This is a genomic window from Pararhizobium sp. LjRoot255 (assembly GCF_964252905.1).
Classification (GTDB): domain Bacteria; phylum Pseudomonadota; class Alphaproteobacteria; order Rhizobiales; family Rhizobiaceae; genus Pararhizobium.
In genome coordinates, this window is the sequence record NZ_CAXUPQ020000002.1 from 1,060,648 (window position 1) to 1,080,758 (window position 20,111).

20 protein-coding genes and 3 pseudogenes are annotated in these 20,111 nt (G+C 61.9%); 11 read left to right on the top strand and 12 right to left on the bottom strand.

What is annotated here, in order from left to right; translation table 11 throughout:
* The first annotated feature begins 260 nt into the window (after nucleotides 1-260).
* Nucleotides 261-1,139 carry a beta-1,6-N-acetylglucosaminyltransferase gene (locus ACSQ2W_RS24040; RefSeq protein ID WP_436088640.1) on the top strand — a complete coding sequence of 293 codons (879 nt, stop codon included), beginning with the start codon at nucleotides 261-263 and terminating at the stop codon, nucleotides 1,137-1,139.
* Between the two features lie 48 nt (nucleotides 1,140-1,187).
* Here the strand turns inward: ACSQ2W_RS24040 and ACSQ2W_RS24045 are convergent.
* From ACSQ2W_RS24045 to ACSQ2W_RS24065, 5 genes and pseudogenes are all read right to left on the bottom strand, one after another.
* Nucleotides 1,188-1,340: pseudogene (locus ACSQ2W_RS24045) on the bottom strand (Tn3 family transposase); the annotation flags it as partial.
* 19 nt (nucleotides 1,341-1,359) lie between these two features.
* Nucleotides 1,360-2,193: an IS5 family transposase gene (locus tag ACSQ2W_RS24050; RefSeq protein WP_436088005.1), complete on the bottom strand. Its 834-nt coding sequence runs from the start codon at nucleotides 2,191-2,193 to the stop codon at nucleotides 1,360-1,362.
* Nucleotides 2,194-2,270: 77 nt separating this feature from the next.
* A pseudogene (locus tag ACSQ2W_RS24055) lies at nucleotides 2,271-2,731 on the bottom strand (Tn3 family transposase); the annotation flags it as partial.
* 324 nt (nucleotides 2,732-3,055) lie between these two features.
* On the bottom strand, nucleotides 3,056-4,087 hold the full coding sequence (locus ACSQ2W_RS24060; RefSeq protein ID WP_436088641.1) for an L-idonate 5-dehydrogenase: 1,032 nt from the start codon (nucleotides 4,085-4,087) through the stop codon (nucleotides 3,056-3,058).
* Nucleotides 4,088-4,097: 10 nt separating this feature from the next.
* Entirely contained in the window at nucleotides 4,098-5,045 is a 948-nt protein-coding gene (locus ACSQ2W_RS24065; protein ID WP_436088642.1) for a 2-hydroxyacid dehydrogenase, read from the bottom strand.
* A gap of 89 nt (nucleotides 5,046-5,134) precedes the next feature.
* Between ACSQ2W_RS24065 and ACSQ2W_RS24070 the strand changes: the two genes are divergently transcribed.
* The 5 genes and pseudogenes from ACSQ2W_RS24070 to ACSQ2W_RS24090 all read left to right on the top strand — a co-directional run bounded on the left by ACSQ2W_RS24070 (nucleotide 5,135) and on the right by ACSQ2W_RS24090 (nucleotide 8,936).
* The gene (locus tag ACSQ2W_RS24070; protein WP_436088643.1) at nucleotides 5,135-5,893 is read left to right on the top strand and encodes an SDR family oxidoreductase; all 759 of its coding nucleotides are present in this window, start codon (nucleotides 5,135-5,137) and stop codon (nucleotides 5,891-5,893) included.
* A gap of 129 nt (nucleotides 5,894-6,022) precedes the next feature.
* Nucleotides 6,023-6,910, top strand: a complete 888-nt coding sequence (locus ACSQ2W_RS24075) for an NAD(P)-dependent oxidoreductase (protein ID WP_436088644.1) — start codon at nucleotides 6,023-6,025, stop codon at nucleotides 6,908-6,910.
* Complete coding sequence (locus ACSQ2W_RS24080; protein WP_436088645.1) at nucleotides 6,907-7,239, top strand: hypothetical protein; 333 nt, start codon at nucleotides 6,907-6,909, stop codon at nucleotides 7,237-7,239. The genes ACSQ2W_RS24075 and ACSQ2W_RS24080 overlap by 4 nt, the downstream gene beginning before the upstream one ends.
* 258 nt (nucleotides 7,240-7,497) lie before the next feature.
* Nucleotides 7,498-7,620: pseudogene (locus tag ACSQ2W_RS24085) on the top strand (ABC transporter permease); the annotation flags it as partial.
* 26 nt (nucleotides 7,621-7,646) lie between these two features.
* Nucleotides 7,647-8,936 carry an amidohydrolase family protein gene (locus ACSQ2W_RS24090; protein WP_436088646.1) on the top strand — a complete coding sequence of 430 codons (1,290 nt, stop codon included), beginning with the start codon at nucleotides 7,647-7,649 and terminating at the stop codon, nucleotides 8,934-8,936.
* Nucleotides 8,937-8,985: 49 nt separating this feature from the next.
* Here ACSQ2W_RS24090 and ACSQ2W_RS24095 read toward each other — a convergent pair whose 3' ends face one another.
* Together ACSQ2W_RS24095 and ACSQ2W_RS24100 are read right to left on the bottom strand one after the other, a co-directional pair.
* Nucleotides 8,986-9,672, bottom strand: a complete 687-nt coding sequence (locus ACSQ2W_RS24095) for a Vgb family protein (protein ID WP_436088647.1) — start codon at nucleotides 9,670-9,672, stop codon at nucleotides 8,986-8,988.
* Between the two features lie 34 nt (nucleotides 9,673-9,706).
* Nucleotides 9,707-10,927: a helix-turn-helix domain-containing protein gene (locus ACSQ2W_RS24100; RefSeq protein ID WP_436088648.1), complete on the bottom strand. Its 1,221-nt coding sequence runs from the start codon at nucleotides 10,925-10,927 to the stop codon at nucleotides 9,707-9,709.
* A gap of 121 nt (nucleotides 10,928-11,048) precedes the next feature.
* Between ACSQ2W_RS24100 and ACSQ2W_RS24105 the strand changes: the two genes are divergently transcribed.
* The 4 genes from ACSQ2W_RS24105 (at nucleotide 11,049) to ACSQ2W_RS24120 (ending at nucleotide 14,079) form a co-directional block, all read left to right on the top strand.
* A complete protein-coding gene (locus tag ACSQ2W_RS24105) occupies nucleotides 11,049-11,846 on the top strand; it encodes a DUF899 domain-containing protein (protein ID WP_436088649.1) in 798 nt (265 codons plus the stop codon).
* A 7-nt stretch (nucleotides 11,847-11,853) separates the two neighbouring features.
* Nucleotides 11,854-12,162, top strand: coding sequence for a hypothetical protein (locus ACSQ2W_RS24110; protein ID WP_436088650.1), 309 nt, complete (start codon nucleotides 11,854-11,856; stop codon nucleotides 12,160-12,162).
* 143 nt (nucleotides 12,163-12,305) lie between these two features.
* Entirely contained in the window at nucleotides 12,306-12,752 is a 447-nt protein-coding gene (locus tag ACSQ2W_RS24115) for an SRPBCC family protein (RefSeq protein ID WP_436083826.1), read from the top strand.
* A 268-nt stretch (nucleotides 12,753-13,020) separates the two neighbouring features.
* On the top strand, nucleotides 13,021-14,079 hold the full coding sequence (locus ACSQ2W_RS24120; RefSeq protein ID WP_436088651.1) for an adenylate/guanylate cyclase domain-containing protein: 1,059 nt from the start codon (nucleotides 13,021-13,023) through the stop codon (nucleotides 14,077-14,079).
* Nucleotides 14,080-14,204: 125 nt separating this feature from the next.
* On the opposite strand, the gene ACSQ2W_RS24125 is transcribed toward ACSQ2W_RS24120, so the two are convergent.
* From ACSQ2W_RS24125 to ACSQ2W_RS24140, 4 genes are all read right to left on the bottom strand, one after another.
* Entirely contained in the window at nucleotides 14,205-15,032 is an 828-nt protein-coding gene (locus tag ACSQ2W_RS24125) for an HpcH/HpaI aldolase family protein (RefSeq protein WP_436088652.1), read from the bottom strand.
* A 73-nt stretch (nucleotides 15,033-15,105) separates the two neighbouring features.
* On the bottom strand, nucleotides 15,106-16,119 hold the full coding sequence (locus tag ACSQ2W_RS24130) for a TRAP transporter substrate-binding protein (RefSeq protein ID WP_436088653.1): 1,014 nt from the start codon (nucleotides 16,117-16,119) through the stop codon (nucleotides 15,106-15,108).
* A gap of 40 nt (nucleotides 16,120-16,159) precedes the next feature.
* Complete coding sequence (locus ACSQ2W_RS24135; protein ID WP_436088654.1) at nucleotides 16,160-17,440, bottom strand: TRAP transporter large permease subunit; 1,281 nt, start codon at nucleotides 17,438-17,440, stop codon at nucleotides 16,160-16,162.
* 110 nt (nucleotides 17,441-17,550) lie between these two features.
* Complete coding sequence (locus ACSQ2W_RS24140) at nucleotides 17,551-18,108, bottom strand: TRAP transporter small permease (protein WP_436088655.1); 558 nt, start codon at nucleotides 18,106-18,108, stop codon at nucleotides 17,551-17,553.
* Nucleotides 18,109-18,329: 221 nt separating this feature from the next.
* Here ACSQ2W_RS24140 and ACSQ2W_RS24145 point away from each other — a divergent pair, with 221 nt between their 5' ends.
* The gene (locus ACSQ2W_RS24145) at nucleotides 18,330-19,409 is read left to right on the top strand and encodes a LacI family DNA-binding transcriptional regulator (RefSeq protein ID WP_436088656.1); all 1,080 of its coding nucleotides are present in this window, start codon (nucleotides 18,330-18,332) and stop codon (nucleotides 19,407-19,409) included.
* Nucleotides 19,410-19,697: 288 nt separating this feature from the next.
* Here the strand turns inward: ACSQ2W_RS24145 and ACSQ2W_RS24150 are convergent, their stop codons facing one another.
* A complete protein-coding gene (locus tag ACSQ2W_RS24150; protein WP_436088657.1) occupies nucleotides 19,698-19,952 on the bottom strand; it encodes a hypothetical protein in 255 nt (84 codons plus the stop codon).
* Nucleotides 19,953-20,111 lie beyond the last annotated feature (159 nt).

The following is a 20,111-nucleotide window of genomic DNA, read 5'->3' on the forward strand; positions in this document are numbered from 1 at the left end:
GCCAACCGGATCGCTCTTCGCGACGCATCGGCAATGCTCCCGGACTGAATCTCTAATCTCGATGTGTCGTTGAACGCCGAAAGGCTGGTTTGCGCCACTGACTCCCCGAACCCAAGCTTGTCGAACGCAATTGGCGTGGGCTGATTGCGCGCTGACGCGATCCTGAAAGGATCATTCATGGTAATGTTTTGTCTCAGCCTGAAACTGAAAGGCGAGGGGCTAAGCTTTGTCCGATGCCCGGCAACGCGCGGTGCCGCCACATGATCGCATATCTCCTCCTCGTCCACCGTTACCCCGAGCAATTCAAGCGCCTGTTCAAAGCCATCTATGACCGGCAAAACCATTACGTCGTGCATGTCGACAAGAATTCCGGCCCCGAACTCGCATCCGAAATCCGCGCCTTCCTGCTGCCCTATGGCAATGCCGATATGCTCGACGGCAAGAAGGCGCTATGGGGCGGTTATAGTCTTGTGGAGGCTGAGCTTCGCGGTATGGAGCGTCTTTTGCAGATGGGGGAATGGAGCCATTTCATCAATCTCAGCGGCCAGGATTTTCCGCTGAAAAGCCAGAAGCAGATCATCGCGTATCTTACCGCCAATAAGAATCGTGAGTTCATCAAGGTCCTGGACCAAGCGCGGGACCGCCCTGACACCATGCTCCGCGTCGGCGAGTTCGTGGTTGAGTTGGACAATCGCATCGAACAAACGGCGGTTTCCAGACCGTTTCTATCCGGCGCAGCGCCGTATATCGGCAATCAATGGATGATCGTCAGCCGGGCATTCTGCGACTTCGTCTGTCACGATCAGCGTGCCGACCGTTACAAGACATTCTACCAGAACACATTTATCCCCGACGAGGGCTTTTTCCAGACGGTTATGATGAACACTTCTGTCCACAGCGATATCGTTAGCGACGACCTGCGTATGATTGACTGGGTGCCGGATGGCGATATCAAGTTGCGTCCGAGAACCTATGTCAGCGACGATGCCGATGCGCTGAAGGCGAGCCCCGCCCTGTTTGCCCGCAAGTTCGATCAGACGGTTGATGGGGATATTATCGCGACGCTGGAACGACATCTCGCCATTCAGGATGTGGCGAATATCGACACGCCTGCCGTGCTGCCGGCAAACGCAGCGTGAGGGCTTTCCTCGGCACTGTAAACTTATCGGCGTCGGTAGGACGTGAGGTCTATGATCAGGCGACCTGAAGATGAGCGATGCTCGCTTGAGGGCATGGTGGGCTTCCCCCTTGTTCAACCCGATCTGAGCCCGGCGCTGCAAATCAATGTCCAGCCAATCGAGCATGAAGATCGAGCGCTCCAGACGGCCGACTTCTCTGAGAGTCGGACTCGAAAAGGCTTTAACGATATCCGTATCTTGCGAGGCGTCTGGTGAGCATGCGGATGTGGGCGATGGTTATCCATGCTTCTGCTGAAGCGATGGATTTTTCGAAGTCCTTAGCCAGTCTTCTGCATCGGCCCAGCCATGCGAAGGTTCGCTCAACAACCCAGCGTCGCGGCAGGATTTCGAAACCCTTCGCCTTGTCGGAACGCTTGATGATCTGGAGTGTCCATTTCCCGATTTTCTGCAGCCGCTTTTTCAGCTTGCCGCCCGCATAGCCGCCATCGGCGAAGACATGAAGGAGCCATGGCCATCGGTTGCGGATGGATTTCAGGAGATCGGGAGCACCATCGCGGTCCTGGATATCGGCGCTGTGCACTGTGAGGCCGACCATCAGCCCGAGCGTATCGACGATGATGTGGCGCTTGCGCCCTTTGATCTTCTTGCCCGCATCAAAGCCCCGGATACCGCCGCTTTCAGTCGTTTTGACGCTTTGGCTGTCGATGGCACCGGCCGTCGGAGAGGCTTCTCTCCCCTCCAGTTCTCTCGCCTCCATGACGAGGTGATGGTTGATCCGTGACCACAGACCCATTGCTCGCCATTCATAGAAATACCGCTGCACCGTCGAACAGGGCGGAAAGTCCTTCGGTAGCATCCGCCACTGGCAGCCTGTCGAGGCGATATAGAGAAGGGCGTTTAGAACATCGCGCAAATCGGTCTTGCGCGGCCGGCCCAGACGCCGTGGCGCAGGCAGGAACGGTGCAATGAATTCCCATTCGCGATCCGTAACATCGCTTGCATAACGGCTCGTCCGACGGACATAATACCGCCGGGTGGTTTCAGTCCAGGCCATCGTGATCTCCATCGAATCTTCGCAAATCCGAAGGAATCACAACTGGCTGAAATCACTCACATCTTTTTGAGGCAGCCTCTGAGAGCTAGCGCTAGGCTGTTCTGACGTGGATAGGCGGCGAGTTTCCGAAGGATTTGACTCGGCACGACGGTTCCAGCGGCCATACTGGCAGCGACCCTCAGAATATCGGGCCAATTTTCACGGATCAGCCGGATGTTGATCCGTCCGCCGATCAGCGGCTGAAGAGCAGGCGGCACGTGATCGGGAGCGGGGGCGTAAAGCCGCTTGTCCGGCAGGTCGCGGATTCTCGGCGCAAATCGGAATCCGAGGACAGAGCAGATGGCGAACACATGGTCCGTAAAGCCGCCGGTATCGACATAGTGCTCACGGATTTGCCTTCCGGTGTCATTCTGCAGCAGACCGTCGAGAATATAAGGTGCCTCGTGAGCGGTCGCGGGAATGATCTGGGTAGAATAGGGGCATACTGATCGGACACATGGCTGTACGCCGAAAGGCCCGGCTCATTGCCGTACCGGGCGGGGCAGAATCTTACGTTTAAATGCAAAACGACACGGGCGAACCCCGCTTGTGAACGTCCCCTCGAATGGTGATCAAAAGGATCAGAAGCAGGACGCTGACGAGAAAAGGGAGCGGGACGAACAGCATGAAGTCCGCAGTGAGATGGGCAGAGAGACAGTCTCTGCCAGCATGGCCTGCAGGGCAACTGTTCGCGACCTTGCTCGTGTTCCAGGTCCCCATCAGGAGCTTCGACTGCGGAATTTGGGGCGAGCGTGACACCGCCGCGCAACCTTCACCGGTTGCGCACCGGCGCACATTCGGGCAGGCTACGGCAGTTCCTTCCTTAGGCGAATGCGATCTGCGCCTTCATCGCCTGGCTACGGTCGCTGGCCAGTTCGAAGGCCGAGACAGCGTCTGTCAGCGCCACGGTATGGGTGATCAGAGGCTTGACGTCGATCAAGCCTTTCTGCATCAATTCGACACCCATGGCGAATTCCTCATGGAAGCGGAAGGAGCCGCGCAGATCCAGTTCCTTCGCGGTTATCGCCATCATCGGCAGGTTCATATCGCCGCCGAGCCCGAGCTGCACGATGATGCCGCGCGGCCGCAGTGCACTGATGCCGGCGATCAGGGCCGGGGCAGCGCCGGAGCATTCGAACAGCACATCGAATGCGCCTTTGTTAGCAGCATAAGGGGTCAGTGCATCCGGCTCGTTCCCCATATTAATCACGCGGTCCGCGCCGGCCTTTCGCGCCACCGACAGGGTGAAATCAGAGAGATCGGTTGCCACGATTTCCCCCGCACCGGCACGCCGCGCCCCCAGAATGGCCAGAACACCGATCGGACCGCAGCCGGTGACCAGAACCCGCTTGCCCAGCATCTCTCCGGCGCGACGCGTTGCATGTAAAACGACCGCCAGCGGTTCGGCCATGGCCGCTTCGCCCGGCGTCAACCCGTCAGCCGGAACGCACTGGATCACATCAGCCACAAGCTTTTCGCGGAAAGCGCCCTGAATATGCGGAAACGGCATGGCGCTGCCATAAAAGCGCATGTTGAGGCACTGATTGTGCAGCCCCTCCAGGCAGAAGCGGCAGGTCCGGCAGGGACGCGACGGCGACACGGCCACCAGTTGCCCCGGCACCAGACCGTCGACGCCCGTCCCCAATTCCTCCACATAAGCCGAGACCTCGTGGCCAAGGATCATCGGTTCACGCAGCCGGATCGCGCCAAAGCCGCCATGGTTGAAGTAATGCAGGTCACTGCCGCATATCCCGCCTGTCGCAAGCTGGAGCAGCACCTCATTGGGACCGGGTTTTTCGGCCGCACGCTCTTCAATCCGCAGATCCCGAGCCGCATGGACAACGATTGCTTTCATGGATGTCTCCTCACAAGACAGGGGTCAGCAGGGGCTGACCGGCAAAATGCGCCGAGAGATTGTCACGGACCAGCTTGCCCATGGCCTTGCGGGTCTCGATCGTGCCCGAAGCATGATGCGGCTGGAGCAACACATTCGGCAGATCGATGAAGCGCGGGTTGAGGGCCGGCTCGCCTTCGAACACATCCAGCGCTGCGGAGCCCAAAGCGCCGGTCTCCAACGCGTCGAGCAGGGCGGCCTCGTCGATGTTGGAAGCGCGGGAAATGTTAATCAGAATACCCTCCGGACCGAGCGCGGCAATGACATCGCGCCCCACGATATGACGCGTTGCCGTCGAGGCTGCGAGGGTGACGAAGAGAAAGTCCGAGCGCGCGGCCAGGGCCACCGGGTCGGCGATGAACTCCCAGTCGGGCGCATAGTCCTTGGCCGCAACATCGGAATAGGCGACCTCCAGGTCGAAGCCTTTCAGGCGCTTGGCCACTTCGAAGCCGATGCGGCCAAGGCCCAGAATGCCGGCGCGCCGGCCCCAGACCCGGCGCTTCAGCGGATAGAGCCCCTTGGCAGCCCAGCTGCCATCGCGCACCCAGGTCTCGGCGCCTATCATGCCGCGTGACTGGCAGAGCATCATCGCAACGCCAAGGTCCGCGACATCATTTGTCAGAACATCGGGCGTATTGGTGACGCGGATGCCCCGTTCGCGGCAGGCCGCCAGATCGACGGCATCGAAACCGACGCCATAAACGGAGATTACTTCGAGCGACGGGCAGGCCTCGATCATGGCCCGGTTTGCACCCAGCTCGCCGCGCGTGGCGATGGCGCGGATCGACGGGCCAACGCTTGCCAGAAAGGCCGACTTGTCAGCGGCGTCGAAATAGCGATGAATGACAAATGCCTCGTTCAGCGGGACCTCATCCCATTCCGGATAGGGTCCGACCTGCAGGATCTGGTGTCTGGTCATTTTGGTATCTCCGTCCCTTGACAATAAATGTTATCGATAACATAAGCATGCGGAAGGAGCGTTGTCGAGATGAAAAACGGAGGAAAGCGATGACTCACGAATTGTTCGATCTGACAGGCAAACGCGCCCTTGTGACGGGATCCTCGCAGGGTATAGGCTTTGCTCTGGCGCGCGGATTGCGCGAAGCCGGCGCGAACGTGGTGCTCAACGGCCGTGATGAGGCAAAGCTCGACGCGGCGGCAAAAACGCTCGACGGCACGGTCCATCAACTCGTTTTCGACGCAACCGATCACACGGCCGTGCGTACCGCTATCGACGATTTCGAGGCGAAGATCGGGGCGATCGATATCCTGGTAAACAATGCCGGGATGCAGCACCGTGCGCCGCTGGAAGATTTCCCCGCGGATGCTTTCGAGCGCCTGTTGCGCACCAATATCTCGACGGTCTTCAATGTCGGCCAAGCCTGCGCCCGCCACATGATCAGCCGCCGGGCGGGCAAGATCATCAATATCGCCAGCGTCCAGACGGCTCTCGCCCGGCCTGGCATCGCGCCTTACACTGCGACTAAGGGCGCCGTCGGCAATCTTACCAAGGGCATGGCGACCGACTGGGCCAAATACGGCCTGCAATGCAATGCCATCGCGCCGGGCTATTTCGATACGCCGCTCAACGCTGCCCTTGTGGCCGACCCCGATTTCTCGGCCTGGCTCACCAAGCGGACGCCGGCCGGCCGCTGGGGCAAGGTCGAGGAGCTTCTCGGCGCCTGCATCTTCCTGGCGTCCAACGCTTCGTCTTTCGTCAATGGGCATGTGCTCTATGTCGACGGCGGCATAACAGCGTCGCTCTGACATGGCGGCGCGCATGGTGCTGATGGGTGTGGCAGGTTGCGGCAAGCCTTCCGTCGGTACCGCATTGACGGCACGGATTGATGCCATTGCGGCACAATTGGGAGACATCCGGGTGGGAGGAGTTCCGAAATGACGAACAATGTGGCCTTGATAGGCGCCGGCGCGATGGGGGGCGCCATCGGCACTCGGCTGGCAGAGACGGGCAACCGGCTGCTGGTCTTCGATCTTGATCCGGTAAAAGTGCAGGCGATGGTCGACAAGGGGGCCATTTCAACGCCCAGTGCAGCGGAAGCGGCCGCCCAATCGGACTATGTGATCCTCAGCCTCAACTCGGCGAAGGTCGTCCGGGCGGCCGTATTCAGTGCCGGCGGCGTCGCCGAAGGTGCCCGACCGGGGACCTTGATCATCGACATGTCGTCGATCGATCCGGAAGCGACAAGGGCGCTGGCGGCGGATGCGGCGGAAAAGGGCCTGCGCTGGGTCGACAGTCCGCTTTCGGGTGGCGCACCAAAGGCGCTGATAGGCCAATTGACTTTGATGGCCGGCGGTGCGGACCAGGACGTCGCCGACGCTTACGAGGTTCTGAAGCATGTTGCCAGCAATTACACGCATATGGGTCCGTCGGGTGCAGGACAGACGACCAAGCTGATCAATCAGGTGCTGTGCGGCCTCAATTTCCTCGCCGTCGCGGAAGCCACGCAACTGGCGCTCGATGCCGGCGTCGAGGCGGCAAAGATACCGCAGGCACTCAAAGGCGGGCGCGCCGACAGCGCCATCTTGCAGGAATATATGCCGCGCTTCGTCACCAAGGACTACAGGCGCACCGGGCGCATCGACAACATGGTCAAGGATCTGAACGGCGCGCAGGACCTGGCGCGCCTGACCAATACGGCCATGCCGCTGACGGCAACCTGCGCCGAGGTGCATCGCATGCTGACGGCCGCCGGCCTTGGCGGTGAAGACCAGGCCGCATTGATGGAATTTTTCCGGGGACCAAATAAGGATATCAAGCAATGATCACACGTTACGCTCTGTTTGAAGGCAAAGTAAAGGACGGTCAGACCGAGGCATTTCGCGCTGCCGTGCTCGACTTCATCCTACCGAAATGGAAGGCCTTTCCCGGCGCTCTTGATGTCCGCGTCAGCTTCACAGACGCGCGCGACGATGGTGCACCGGAAATCCCGATGATCCTAGCCATCAATTATCCCGATCTGCCCTCTGTCGAGGCCGCCCTTGCAAGCCCGGCCCGCGCTGCTGCAAAAGCTGCGACGGAACAGGTAATGGCCCGTTTCTTCGACGGTCGCATCCACCACCACGTCACTCAAGCGAACGAATTCCCACTCTGATCGGGATGATCGACACTGGCGGCGCGGCACCCTTTTCAAGCACCGCGCCGCCTCATTCAATGCTAACGACGTGCCTCCCACAAGTCTGCCGAACCCATTGCAATCGCCGGTTAAACCGGATCTATTGGGCTGGTAGCGATGACATGGCGCCGTGCATTACACGCGCAAACCTCCAACCATGGTGGATGTGGCCAAGAAGGCCGGCTTGTCGCCGAGGACAAGGGCGCGACTGGTTTGCATTGTGCTCGTTGTGTTCGTGTGCCCTATCCGCTCTTTTTGATGACGCCCTATATCCTTTCTATCGTCGCCCCTGGCATCATGGCTCGCCGCGCCCTCGTTCCGCAGGCGTTGATGACGCCTTATCGCCGCGGCGAACGTTGACATAATCCAATTCCGATGAGGTTCCCATGTTCGATCTGATCGTCAGAAATGCAAATCTCCCCGATGGCCGCACGGGCGTCGACATAGGCATCGCCGGCAAGAAGATTGTCGCGGTCGAGAGGAATCTCGAGGCGCAAGCAAAGGACGAAATCGATGCAACGGGGCGCCTGGTCACGCCGCCATTTGTCGATCCGCATTTTCATATGGATGCGACCCTCTCCCTCGGCCTGCCGCGCATGAACGTTTCGGGCACGCTGCTGGAAGGCATTGCGCTGTGGGGAGAACTCCGCTCGAACGCGACTAAGGAGGAACTGGTCGATCGCGCGCTACGTTATTGCGATCTGGCCGTCACGCAAGGCCTGCTTTTCATCCGAAGCCATGTCGATACCAGCGATCCGAAACTGGTAACCGTCGAAGCAATGATTGAGGTCCGGGAGAAGATCGCGCCCTATATCGACCTGCAGCTGGTCGCTTTTCCCCAGGATGGTTACTATCGCTCGTCGGGCGCGATCGACGCCCTTGACCGCGCGCTCGACATGGGCGTCGACATCGTTGGCGGCATTCCCCATTTCGAGCGCACGATGGGCGAAGGCACTGCTTCGGTTGAAGCGCTCTGCCGCATCGCTGCTGATCGCGGGCTCCCGGTCGACATGCATTGCGACGAAACTGACGATCCGCTCTCACGCCATATTGAGACGCTGGCTACGCAAACCATCCGCTTTGGCCTTGAGGGACGCGTCGCCGGCTCGCATCTGACGTCGATGCATTCGATGGACAACTACTACGTCTCAAAGCTCATCCCGCTGATGGCGGAGGCGCAGATCAACGTGATCCCCAATCCCTTAATCAACATCATGCTGCAGGGCCGGCACGACACCTATCCGAAACGCCGCGGTATGACCCGCATACGCGAGCTGATGGATGCCGGGCTCAATATTTCCTTCGGGCACGATTGCGTCATGGATCCCTGGTATTCGATGGGATCGGGCGACATGCTGGAGGTCGGCCACATGGCCATCCATGTGGCGCAGATGGCCGGCATCGAGGACAAGAAGAGAATCTTCGACGCGCTGACTGTCAATTCGGCAAAGACGATGGGCATCGAAGGCTACGGTCTGGAACCGGGTTGCAATGCAGATCTCGTCGTCCTTCAGGCACGGGATACGCTGGAAGCGTTACGACTGAAACCGAACCGGCTGGCAGTGATCCGATGCGGCAAAACCATCGCCCGCTCGGAGCCGCGCATTGGTGAGCTTTTCCTGGAAGGGCGCCCGGCAAAGATTGACGGCGGTCGAGATTACGCGCCTCGCCATTGAGGTGCGATATCGGCGCGCCCCGCCAGCGCCGCTTCGGCTTGCTCGTGGTTCAACGGGGGTCTCGGCGCCGGGGCCCGCCCTCGGTGCCTGGTCTGGGCTGGCGGAGCCTGGGCCGGCGGACTGCGCGCACCTTACCGCTGCCTCCGCCCCCACAGAAAAACTGATCGCCGCCATCAGACTCAAGTCCCGACACACCCACTCCAAGCGGCATCTCGAGCCTCTCCAGGACCTCTCCCGTTTCAGGGTCGATACGCCTGACATCGCTTTCGTCACCTTCCCAGGTGCCGTGCCAGAGTTGGCCGTCGACCCAGGTGACGCCTGTGACGACACGCTTGGACTCGATGGTGCGAAGAACCGCCCCTGTTTGGGGATCGATTTGATGGATCTTCCGGCCTCGATGCTGGCCCACCCAGAGTGTGCCTTCGGCCCAGGCGAGCCCGGAATCGCCACCGTCGCCGGGCGCAGGGATCGTGGTGAGTATGCGGCCGGTCTTCGGATCGATTTTGTGGATGCGATCCTCGGCGATTTGATAGAGGTGCTGACCGTCGAAAGCCGTCCCAGCATGCGCGGCGACATCAATCGACCGAACCACGTTGCCGCTCGCCGGATCAAAGGCGTTCAGCTTGTCGCCTGACGCAAACCAGACGTTCTGACCGTCAAACGTGACGCCATTCACGCGGTCGGCTCCCGGAAAGGGGCCATATTCACGGAGTATCTCGGCAGCGGAACGCTTCATGATTGCATCCTCATCAAATGTGGTACGTATCATATTAGTCACTCGGCAGCGGACCGGGGAGTAACAAGATAGTCGGGAAACCTGGCACCGGCGGCGTCATCCAGCGACGCGCTCGCCCGCGACCGAACGATTGCACCTTGCCTGTTGTTGAAAGCTGATCAAGCGCCCGCTGCACAGTGCGCGGGCTGGCGCCGAGCGCAATCGCGAGCGCTGAGCTCGACCACGCCTCGCCGTCGGCAAGAAAGGCGAGCACACCGGCATGCTGCTCGTCAACGGGCGGGGCCAGCATGACGACTTCGCACGCGCGGCGCGGCTCTATTGCAAAGCCGCGCTTCGTTGCACTGACGTCAGCAAGCGTCCCGAGCGCGGCGCGCAGTCGCCCGACCTCGACCCGCAGCCGCGCGCGATGCGATTCGTCGGCATGTTTCCCCCCGAAGGCGCGTGCGATCAGCGTACTGCGGCCGACGTCTCCGGGCCATGCCTCAGCCAGTGCGCGCGCCAGCGCGAACAGGACCGGGCGTGTCGCCAGCGAAACTGTTGTGCCTCGCTCACGAACGGCAAAGCGGCACGCGTCGACGACAAGTGTCTCTGACGCCAGCAGTCCTTCGACATCCTCGAGCAGCAGGGGACGCTCCTCGCCATGCGCGATTAACCGTGCTGCGGGCGTATTCAGGACGAGGAACGCGCTTTCGACCTCCGCGGTCAGCGCAGGAATGTCAACCTGATGAGCGGCTTGCCCTGCCCGCAAGAGCGCAGTGCGGGCCGCCTTCGTATCAAGGCGCCGGATCGCGATGCCCGCAACCACAAGGGCGTGCGCCGCTCTTGTGGCAGGCGGGAGCGACGTGGGATCAAGCTCAGTGAGCGTGCGCTCGGCCTCGTCAAGGCGGCCGAGCAGCAGCAGGCGCCGGACTTCGAGATTGCGCGCATGCGCGGCATTGACGCCGTCGCCATGCGCTTCCAGCGTCGCCCGCGCCACCTCGAGCGACTTGGCCGGCCAAGAGAGGTCGCGCGAGACAAGCGCGATCTCTGCTTGGGCGACGATACATCGCGCCCGCGCCACCGCCTCTCTCGGGCCGAACGCGCGCGCGGCACTTTTCAGAAGTGCTTTTGCTCGCGCGAAATCGCCGAGCTGTGCCATCACGATACCTCGGAGCGCCAGCGCCGGCGCGTCATCACGCAAGGCGACCCGCTTCAATGCGCCGAGGCGATCACCTGCCGCGAGCGCCCGCGCTGCAGCGGTGATCAGCGAGTCCATCGGAATCCCGTCACACTTGTAACTCCCATGAGTTCGTTCTCCGGCCCTAATCTATTCACGACCAGCAAGCAACACGTCGCACCGGCAATGGTGGACGACAGACAGGCAGAAGGAAAGAACGATGATGGATCATATGACAGGGACACGTGAAGAGTGGCTGAAAGCGCGGCTCGATCTGCTCCAGGATGAGAAGGAGCTCACTCGGCGCAGCGACGAGTTGGCACGGCGACGGCAGGAATTGCCCTGGGTCCGGGTCGACAAGGAATACCTGTTCGACACCGATGAAGGAAGCGCCTCGCTGGCGGATCTTTTTAAGGGGCGTTCGCAACTCCTCGTCTACCATTTCATGTTCGGGCCTGACTATACGGCCGGGTGCCCATCATGCTCTTCGATCGCGGACGGGTTCAACGGCATTACCACCCATCTAGAGAACCACGATGTCGCCTTCTCGGCCATATCGCGCGCGCCGCTGGCAAAATTGGAAGCCTTCAAGGGTCGGATGGGGTGGAGCTTTCCTTGGGCCTCCTCTTTCAGCAGCGATTTCAACCGCGACTTCAGCGTCTGGTTCACCGCGGAGCAACAACGCGAGGGCAGCATCGAATACAACTTCCGCCGCGAGGCGCCGAGCCCCGAGCCACTTGAAGGCCAGACCATGCAGGAATGGAAGTTACGCGGCAGCGAGGGACCGGTTGCGCAAATCGCTGCCATGACGGGCACCGACGTCGCAACATACACCCGCGATAGGCCCGGCCTCAGTGCCTTCGTGCTCAACGAGGGCACCATCTACCACACTTATTCCAGCTATGCGCGCGGACTGGACGGCATCTGGGGCATGTATCAATGGCTCGATCGTGCGCCGATGGGGCGAAACGAAAACGGTATTTGGTGGCGCCTCCACGACGAATACGGCCAAGGCTGAACGTTCGATGGCCCTCCACTCCAATAACGCACAGGGGATGCCACCCGCAGGCAGCGGATCTGCGGGTGGCGGCAGCGGCAGCGTTGCCGCCCGCAGCGCCGCCGATTGGTTATGTCTCGCGGCCGCGCCGACATTTGCGACCATGACGCTGCTGACAGCATTTGACGGTAATGCCGACATGATCTGCTCGGCCGCACAAGAGGTTTCACCGTCCAGCGGAATGGCTGTCATGTACGCGCTGATGAGCGTCTTCCATTCGGCGCAGTGGCTAAGATTGATCGCCAGTCGGCGAAACGGGGCCGGCCGGCGATTCTGATCCAGCGATACCAGCCAACGGCGCCCTTGTTGAGGACGAACGGTCGCCTACATACTGTCGCCTGAGGACGTCCCACGATAGCACAGGACGCTCCGGTCCATCCGCCGCTTAAGGGGCTAGCCAAGCAACCATGGGAGAGACCGATGCAGGAGCCAAACGTCGTTCGCCGCGAGACGCGCATCCCGGCGCCGCCCGCCGCGGTGTTCGCGCTCATGACTGATCCAGAGAATATTCTCCGCTGGATGGGAACAGAAGCGCAGGTCGAGCCTCAGCCTGGAGGACTCTATCTCGTCAACGTCACCGGCGCGAGATTTGCTCGCGGCTCATTTCGCGAGGTGGTGCCGGTACACCGCCTGGCCTACAGTTTCGGCTGGGACGGTAGCGAGGTGGTACCGCCTGGGTCGAGCTTGGTCGAGATCGACCTGATCGAGCAGCCGGACGGAACGCTTCTGCGCCTGACCCACAGCGGCCTGCCCAATGCCGAGCAATGCGCCGGCCATGCGGAAGGCTGGGCTCATTACCTCGACCGGCTGGCCGAGGTTGCAGCCGGGCGCGAACCGGGTCCGGACCCCTGGGCAGGCCGGGTGTGACTGTTTTCCGCTTCGAAATCGTCGCCCTTGATGCAGCCGCCGGCTCGCATGCGTTGAGCCGTCCTCAAGAGATTCGGCTGCACGTCTGGAACATGGTGTGTTGTGAAGGGGCGTTGTGACAGCCGCAGTCCCATGGGCTTACCTCGAATGTCACCTCACCGCCCGAAGGGTGTCCTGTCGTGGGATGCTCGCAGGCGACAACATGCCAGGCAGAAGCACCAGCGCCAGCGCGGATGACAGCATGGGTCCGCCATGGCATGATCGATGCATGGATCTGCCCGCGCCCCTTGCCTGGCTGGTTGACGAGGCCGGTGCCTCGCCCGGCCCTGAATCGTTTCTGGCCGAGCTCGGCGACCGGCTGCTGGCCGACGGCCTGCCACTTGCCGGTGGGGCTCTGACGCTCGCAGTGGCGCATCCGATCATCGCCCGCCGCACGTGGCTGTGGCGGGCGGAGACTGGAGCGGTGATGGAGGCGCTGGGTTTCGTCGGCGGTCCGCCGAGCCAAGCGGGTCGCAACTGGCTGGCCGGGCTAGGCCCGGTGCAGGAGGACACTGTCGCGTCGGCGTTGGACAATCCGGTGCTGGGCTGGGCCGGAGCCAGGCCATTCGCCCCCTCCGAAGCCAGCCGGCTGCGCCAAGCTGCGCGCTTTGCCGCAGCGCCCTTAGCCGCCTTGGGCGCGCGGGCGGCGCTGACGGCGCTGCTCGAGGCCTATCTCGGCCGGCGTAGTGCCGCCCGGGTGCAGGCCGGCCCGCTATGCCGCGGCACAGGGGAGACCATCCGCGCTGCACTGCTCTGTGCCGATCTGCGCGACTTCACCGCCATGTCCGAGGTGACGGAGCCCGCAGCGGTGATCGCCGCCCTCGACGCCTGGTTCGACCGCATCACCGGGGCGGTGCATGCTTTCGGGGGTGAGGTGCTGAAGTTCATCGGCGACGGCGTGCTGGCGATTTTCCCGGTCACCGGCGCGCCAAGCGAAGCCTGCGAGGCGGCGCTGCGCGCGATCGCCGCCGCTCGCGCCGGGATGGCCCATCTCGACGCAGTGCGGCAGGCGCAAGGGCTGCCTCCGCTACCCTTTGGAGTGGCACTGCATTTCGGCGAGATATTATGGGGCAATATCGGCGCGGCCGACCGGCTGGACTTTACCGCCATCGGTCCCGCGGTCAATCTGGTCAGCCGGCTCGAAGGGCTATGCAAGCCCCTTGGTCGCAGTGTGCTCATCTCGGGCGCAGCCGCGAACGAGACGACGACGGCTTTGACCCCCTTGGGCGAGCACCTATTGCGCGGTATCGCCCATCCCTGCTCGGTCTTCACCCTGCTAGAGGACTGAGCTGCCTCCGCAACGTCGAAAGCTGGCGCGGTGAAGTTCACGCCTGGCCTCGGCCGCCGGCAGCGGGCCTCAGTCCACCGAACCGTGCTGGCACACTGCTGTCAACTTTACGATACCCCCGCACATCAGTAGGATTTCTGCATGTGGTTCGTGGCTGCAGCCTTCCTACCGTCGGTATGGGATTGACAAAGTTCGCGATAATCGGCCATCGCCGCCAGCCCGGCATCGCGCAGCAGTGCCACATCGTGCGGGCCGGCGATGACGCGGTAGCCGCGGTCGATCAGGTCGCGGACGGACGCACCGGCGTTCGGCACTGTGCCCATGATCTTGCCGGAGGCGAGGATCGCCTCCTCCGCCCGGCGCACCAGTTCGCGCACGTCCGGATGCCCAGTCTGCTCCAGCCGGCCGATCGATCCGGCCAGATCGTTGACGCCGATGAAGATGATGTCCGCGCCCTCGACCGCAGCGATACCCGCCGCATTGTCGACGGCCGTGTAGGACTCGATCTGTACGGCGATGAGCATGTTCTCGTTGGCCTTGTGGATGTAGTCCGGCTCCAGCCCGAAGGTAGAGGCGCGTACGACCCCGGCCGCATAGCCGCGAATGCCGTCCGGCGGATAGCGGCAGGCCCTCACGGCGGCGAGAGTGGCTTCCGCCGTATCGACGGAAGGGATCATGACCGATTGCACGCCCGCATCCAGCACCCGCTTCAGGAAGACGTGGTCGTTCCACGGAATGCGCACCAGCGCCGGCGAAGGCGTCGTTTCAACCGCACGCAGGGTGTCGATGATCTCGCGGGTTTCGCCAACGCCGTGCTCGTGATCAACGAGCAGGAAATCGAAACCAATGTGACCGAGGATTTCGGCATTGGTCGGCGAGCCGCCGCCGACCCAGCATCCGAACGCGACATGACCGGCGGCCAGATGGGCTTTCAGGCGGTTGGGTGTGTACATGAGCAATCAGCCTCGACTTTGATGGGAAGGAAGGGATGGAGGGCGAGCCCCCTCCATCCCGATATTCGAATTTTCAGTTTCCGGCGCGCACGCGCTGGATCGTGTCGGTCAGAGCCTTTACCAGGTCCGGGTTCGCGGAAGCCGCGAACTTGTCGGCAACCGATTTGGTTTTCTCGCGGAAACGGGCGATTTCCTCGGGCGGCAGCTTGGTCACCGTCATGCCCGAAGCGGCGAGCGCCTCGACGGCTTTCGCATCCGCATCACGTGAAAGCTGGCGCTGGAAGGTAGCCGCCTCGCTCGCCGCCGCTTGAAGCAGATCCCTCTCTTCCTGGTCCAGTTGTTCCCACAGGGGCTTGGAGAACAGCAGCACCATCGGATTATAGGTGTGGCGGGTCAGCGTGATGTATTTCTGCACTTCGTTGAGCTTGGCCGTCAGGATGCTTGGCGCCGGGTTTTCCTGCCCGTCGACCGTGCCTGTTTCGAGCGCGGTATAGACCTCCGGGAAGGGCATCGGCACGGCATTGGCCCCGAGTGCCTGGAACATTTCCAGATAGATCGGCGATTGCACGACGCGGATTTTCAGGCCCTCTATATCGTCAACCTTCTCGACCGGGTGGCGGCTATTGGTCAGGTTGCGGAAACCGAGTTCCCAATAGGCGAGGACGACGAGGTTCTTGTCCGCGAGTTCCTCGGTGAAGGTCTTGCCGACCTCACCGTCCATCACCGCATCGGCTTCCTTCGCGTTTTCGAACAGGAACGGCAGGTCGAGCAGGGCGAAATCGGGCGCGAGGCTCGCCATCAGGCCGGCATTCATGACCGACATCTGCAGGAGGCCTCCCTGCAACGAGGCGACTGACTGCAGGTCGCCGCCGAGCATGCCGGCCGGAAACACCTTGACGTCGATCTTGCCGCCGCTCTTTTCCTTGACCATCTCAGCGAATTTACGCTGGCCGATCACCAACGGCGAGCCTTCAGCCCCGGCGCTGGCGAAACGGATGGTCTGTTCGCGGATTTCCGCGTTTGCCGCGGGCGGCGAGACCGATGTCAGCAGCAGGCCGGCCATGAACGCCATGAGAGTTTTACGCATATCGCTTTCCTCCGTGTTACGATGCGAAAAATTCGAAAAATCAACGTCCCAGCCAGGCGGCGGGCACGGTAACGAGTTCGGGAAAGGCGATCATCAGCCCGAGCACGACGAGTTGCGCGACCATGAACGGCGTGACGCCCCTGATGACGGTTTCCATATTGATCCGAGAAACGCCCGCCACGACGTTGAGCACGGTGCCGACAGGCGGCGTGACGAGGCCGATGGAATTGTTGATGATGAACAGCACGCCGAAATAGATCGGGTCGATGCCGGCTGCCTGAACCACCGGCACCAGCACCGGCGCGAGGATGAGGATGGTCGGCGCCATATCCATCGCCGTGCCAACGATGACGACGAGGATCATAATCATCAGCATCAGCAGCTTTGGGCTGTCCATGAAGGGCGAGAGTAGCTCGACCACCTGTCCGGGCAGGTCGGCGATGGTGATCAGCCAAGCCGAAACGAGGGCCGCTGCAACGAGGAAGATGACGACACTGGTCACCTTGGCGGAGGAGACGAAGACCGCATAGAGCTGACCGAGGCTCAGTTCACGGTAGACGCAGGTGGCAACGAACAGCGCATAGACGGCGGCGACCACGGCGGCCTCGGTCGGCGTGAACAGGCCGAATTTCAGGCCGAAGATGATGATGACCGGCAGGCCGAGCGCCCACAGGCTTTCACGCAATGCCCTCAGCCGCTCGGCGCCGCTAGCGCGCGGCCTGAGCTCGATCTCTTCCTTGCGCACCATGATCCACCAGGCGACGGCAAGGCCGATACCGATCATCAGGCCCGGCGCGATGCCAGCCATGAAGAGCTTGGAGATCGACAGGTTGGCGGTGACGCCGAAGAGGATGAAGGCGATGGAGGGGGGAATAATCGGCCCGATGACCGAGGCGGAGGCCACAAGGCCAGCCGAGCGCGCCTTGTCGTGCCCGGCCTTGACCATCATCGGCACCAAGAGCGCCCCGAGTGCGGCCGCGTCTGCAACGGCGGATCCGGAGAGCGCGGAGAGAACGCAGGCGGCGATAATCGCGACATAGCCGAGCCCGCCGCGCACATGGCCGACCAGCGTCAGGGCAAGTGCCACGATCCGTTTAGACAGCCCGCCGGCATTCATCACCTCGCCCGCGAGCATGAAGAAGGGAACCGCAAGCAGCGTGAAGCTGTCCGTGCCGCTCACAAGGTTCTGCGCCAGGATTTGCGGATCGAACATGGCGAGCTGCACCATCAGTGCCACACCGCAAATGAGCAGCGCGTAGGCGATAGGCATACCGATTGCCATGGCGGCGAGAAGGGCTGTGATGAAAATGAGAATTGTCATGGCGGATCAACCCTTGGCGCTTATGACCGGGGAACACGTCCGGTCGACTTGCGGCTGCAAACTTTGAAAAAGGCGCCGGCGCGGCGCTATGGAAACCCCCGCGAGGGCCTTCAGCGTGACGGCGCCCCCTTGCCGGACGACGGCAGCGCGCTGATGTCAAAATCCTCTTCTGACTCCCTGATTCCAATGAGCTCCTCGTCGCTCATCCGTCCACTCAGCGAGCGCAGCAGCGACAGGCAGAACCAGCCGGCTGCAAGCACCGTGAAGACCAGCACCGGAACGAAGAACCAGGCCTGCGATACGCCCATCACGGGCGTCGTCATGCCGAGATTGATCCCCGCCTGTCGCCAGGTGCCCGAGAAGATCAGCCATGTCGTGTAGAGCATCAGCAGGTTGGAAAGCGCGAAGCAGACAATACGCCCCTTGCGCGACAACCGGCGCACCAGCGTATCGACGCCGAGATGCGCCTGCTCGAAGAGCGTCACGGCGGCGCCGAGGAAAACCATCCAGACGAACAGCAGCCGCGACAGCTCATCCGATACGGAGATCCCGGTGTTGAAGGCGTAACGCAACACGACGTTACCGAAGACGAGTATCACCATGACTGCCAGGCAGGCGGCGATGACGAACTGCAAGGGGTTCAGCAAGAATTTGCGTATCGCGACCAAGGGTGTGCCTCCTCCAGGACCAGCTGCAGCAAGACCATGCGCATCAGTCGATGCTCGCACGGTCGCCTCCCAACAGCCTCACTTGATGTAAGCGCTTACATATCAGTTTCGCGTTCTTTGTCAACTTGACACGAAGATGCTGGAAAACAAGCGGGAAATACCTTGGAAAAATTGCTGTAAGCGTATACAAATCTAATCGATTGAGAAAGGACCTGGTTGGCATGGGGCGTGGAGGTAAAGACGGCAATGGACGCTCGCAACCGCGCGCGCTGGATATTGCGGCGCTCGTTGGCGTTTCGACGGCCACTGTCTCACGTGCGTTTAATGCACCGGAAAAGGTTGCACCTGAGATTCGTGAAAAGGTTCTCCAGGCAGCAGCCGAACTCGGCTGGATGCCGCATCCGGCCGGTGCCGCACTGGCGAGCCGGCGCACTTGGCTCGCCGGCGTGCTCATCCCGACGCTCGACAACGATGTCTTCGCCTCGCAGGTTGGCGCGCTGCAGACCCGGCTCTCGGCCGACGGCGTCACCGTGCTGATCGGCTGCTCCAACTACGACGCCGACCAGGCCGTCAATCAGGTGCGCACCATGCTGGCGCGCGGCGTCGAGGCGCTGGCCATTGTCGGCGAATCTCATCGGCCCGGCATGTTCGAGACCATCGCCGCGCGAGGCGTGCCGTACGTGGTCACCTATTCCCATCGCCCCGGCTCCCCGCATCCCTGCATCGGCTTCGACAACGCCGCCGCTTTCCGTCGCATTGCTCGACACCTGCTCGATCTCGGGCATCGTGATTTCGCGCTGATCCATCAGCCGTCGATCGACAACGACCGTGTCGTCGCCCGTCTCAAGGGCTTACGCGAGACGCTGGCCGAGGAAGGTCTGGCACTCAGGCCGCAGCACGTGCACGAGGGGCCTTCGAGCATCGTTTTCGGCCGGCAGAGCCTGCGCGCAATCATGGGGGCGCCCGGGCCGCGCCCGACTGCGGTCGTCTGCGGCAACGACGCGCTGGCAATCGGCGCGCTGATCGAAGCCCGCGTCCTGGGCCTCCGTGTGCCGGACGAGCTTTCGATAACGGGTTTCGACGACGCGGCGATGGCGGAGCAAACCGATCCGCCCCTGACGACCATGCGTGTCGATAACGCCGAAATCGGCAGACAGGCGGCAGACTATCTCCTTGCCTGTTTGAGCGGCAAGATTCCTGCCCGCCCGGCACCGCTCGAGAGCCACCTGATACCGAGAGCCTCGACAGGCCCTGCGCCGACTCTCTTAGTCAGGTCTGTGGCCCGAGGTGACGCGAGCTGAAGCTTTTGGGGACCTCTGCATCATTGACGATTACCAAGAAGGAGCACCCGTCGCCCATGGAGGAATTCTTGCGCGCGCTTCACTTGCACCATCTACTCCTTGCCGGTCTCCCGGAGCACCAACTGTATTGCCAGTGAGCGGTGGTGCCGTATTAGTCTCTATCCCCGTACAAAGCGCGTGAGCGCGTAGGCGGCCCTGGGGCGAGGTCGCCAATCGGGAAATCATCACTTGATCGCGTGCCGGTCGGTAAACCAGGAAAGCACTGTGTCCGCCGCGTTCGATAAAGGTTTAGATGCCGAGCATCTTCTTTGCTTGGTTGAGTGCAGCCATTGATCCGGCGTGATCGCCGGCGGCGTGCAATTCTTCGCCTTTGGCACGCAGTTCCTTAACTTTCGTCATATCGGGCTCTGCAAGGGTTGCGGTTGGCAAGGCCGCATCGATCGCGGCCATGATGCTCGGGCATTCATTGGCAAAAGCGGTCGCGGGGATGACCGACAAGAATAAGGCAAGCAGAACTGAACGTAACATGGCCGTTTCTCCCATACCCGGCCCGCGGAATGCGCCGCGTCGACGACCGGCACGCAAATGGTAGCTCTTAACTCCGGCTGCGGCAATCACGATGCGGAACTGTCGCCCGGCCCATTTGGGTCGGCCGATGTTTTGCCGGATCTGTTGTCGTTCAAGATCTCTTAGCTGACCTTC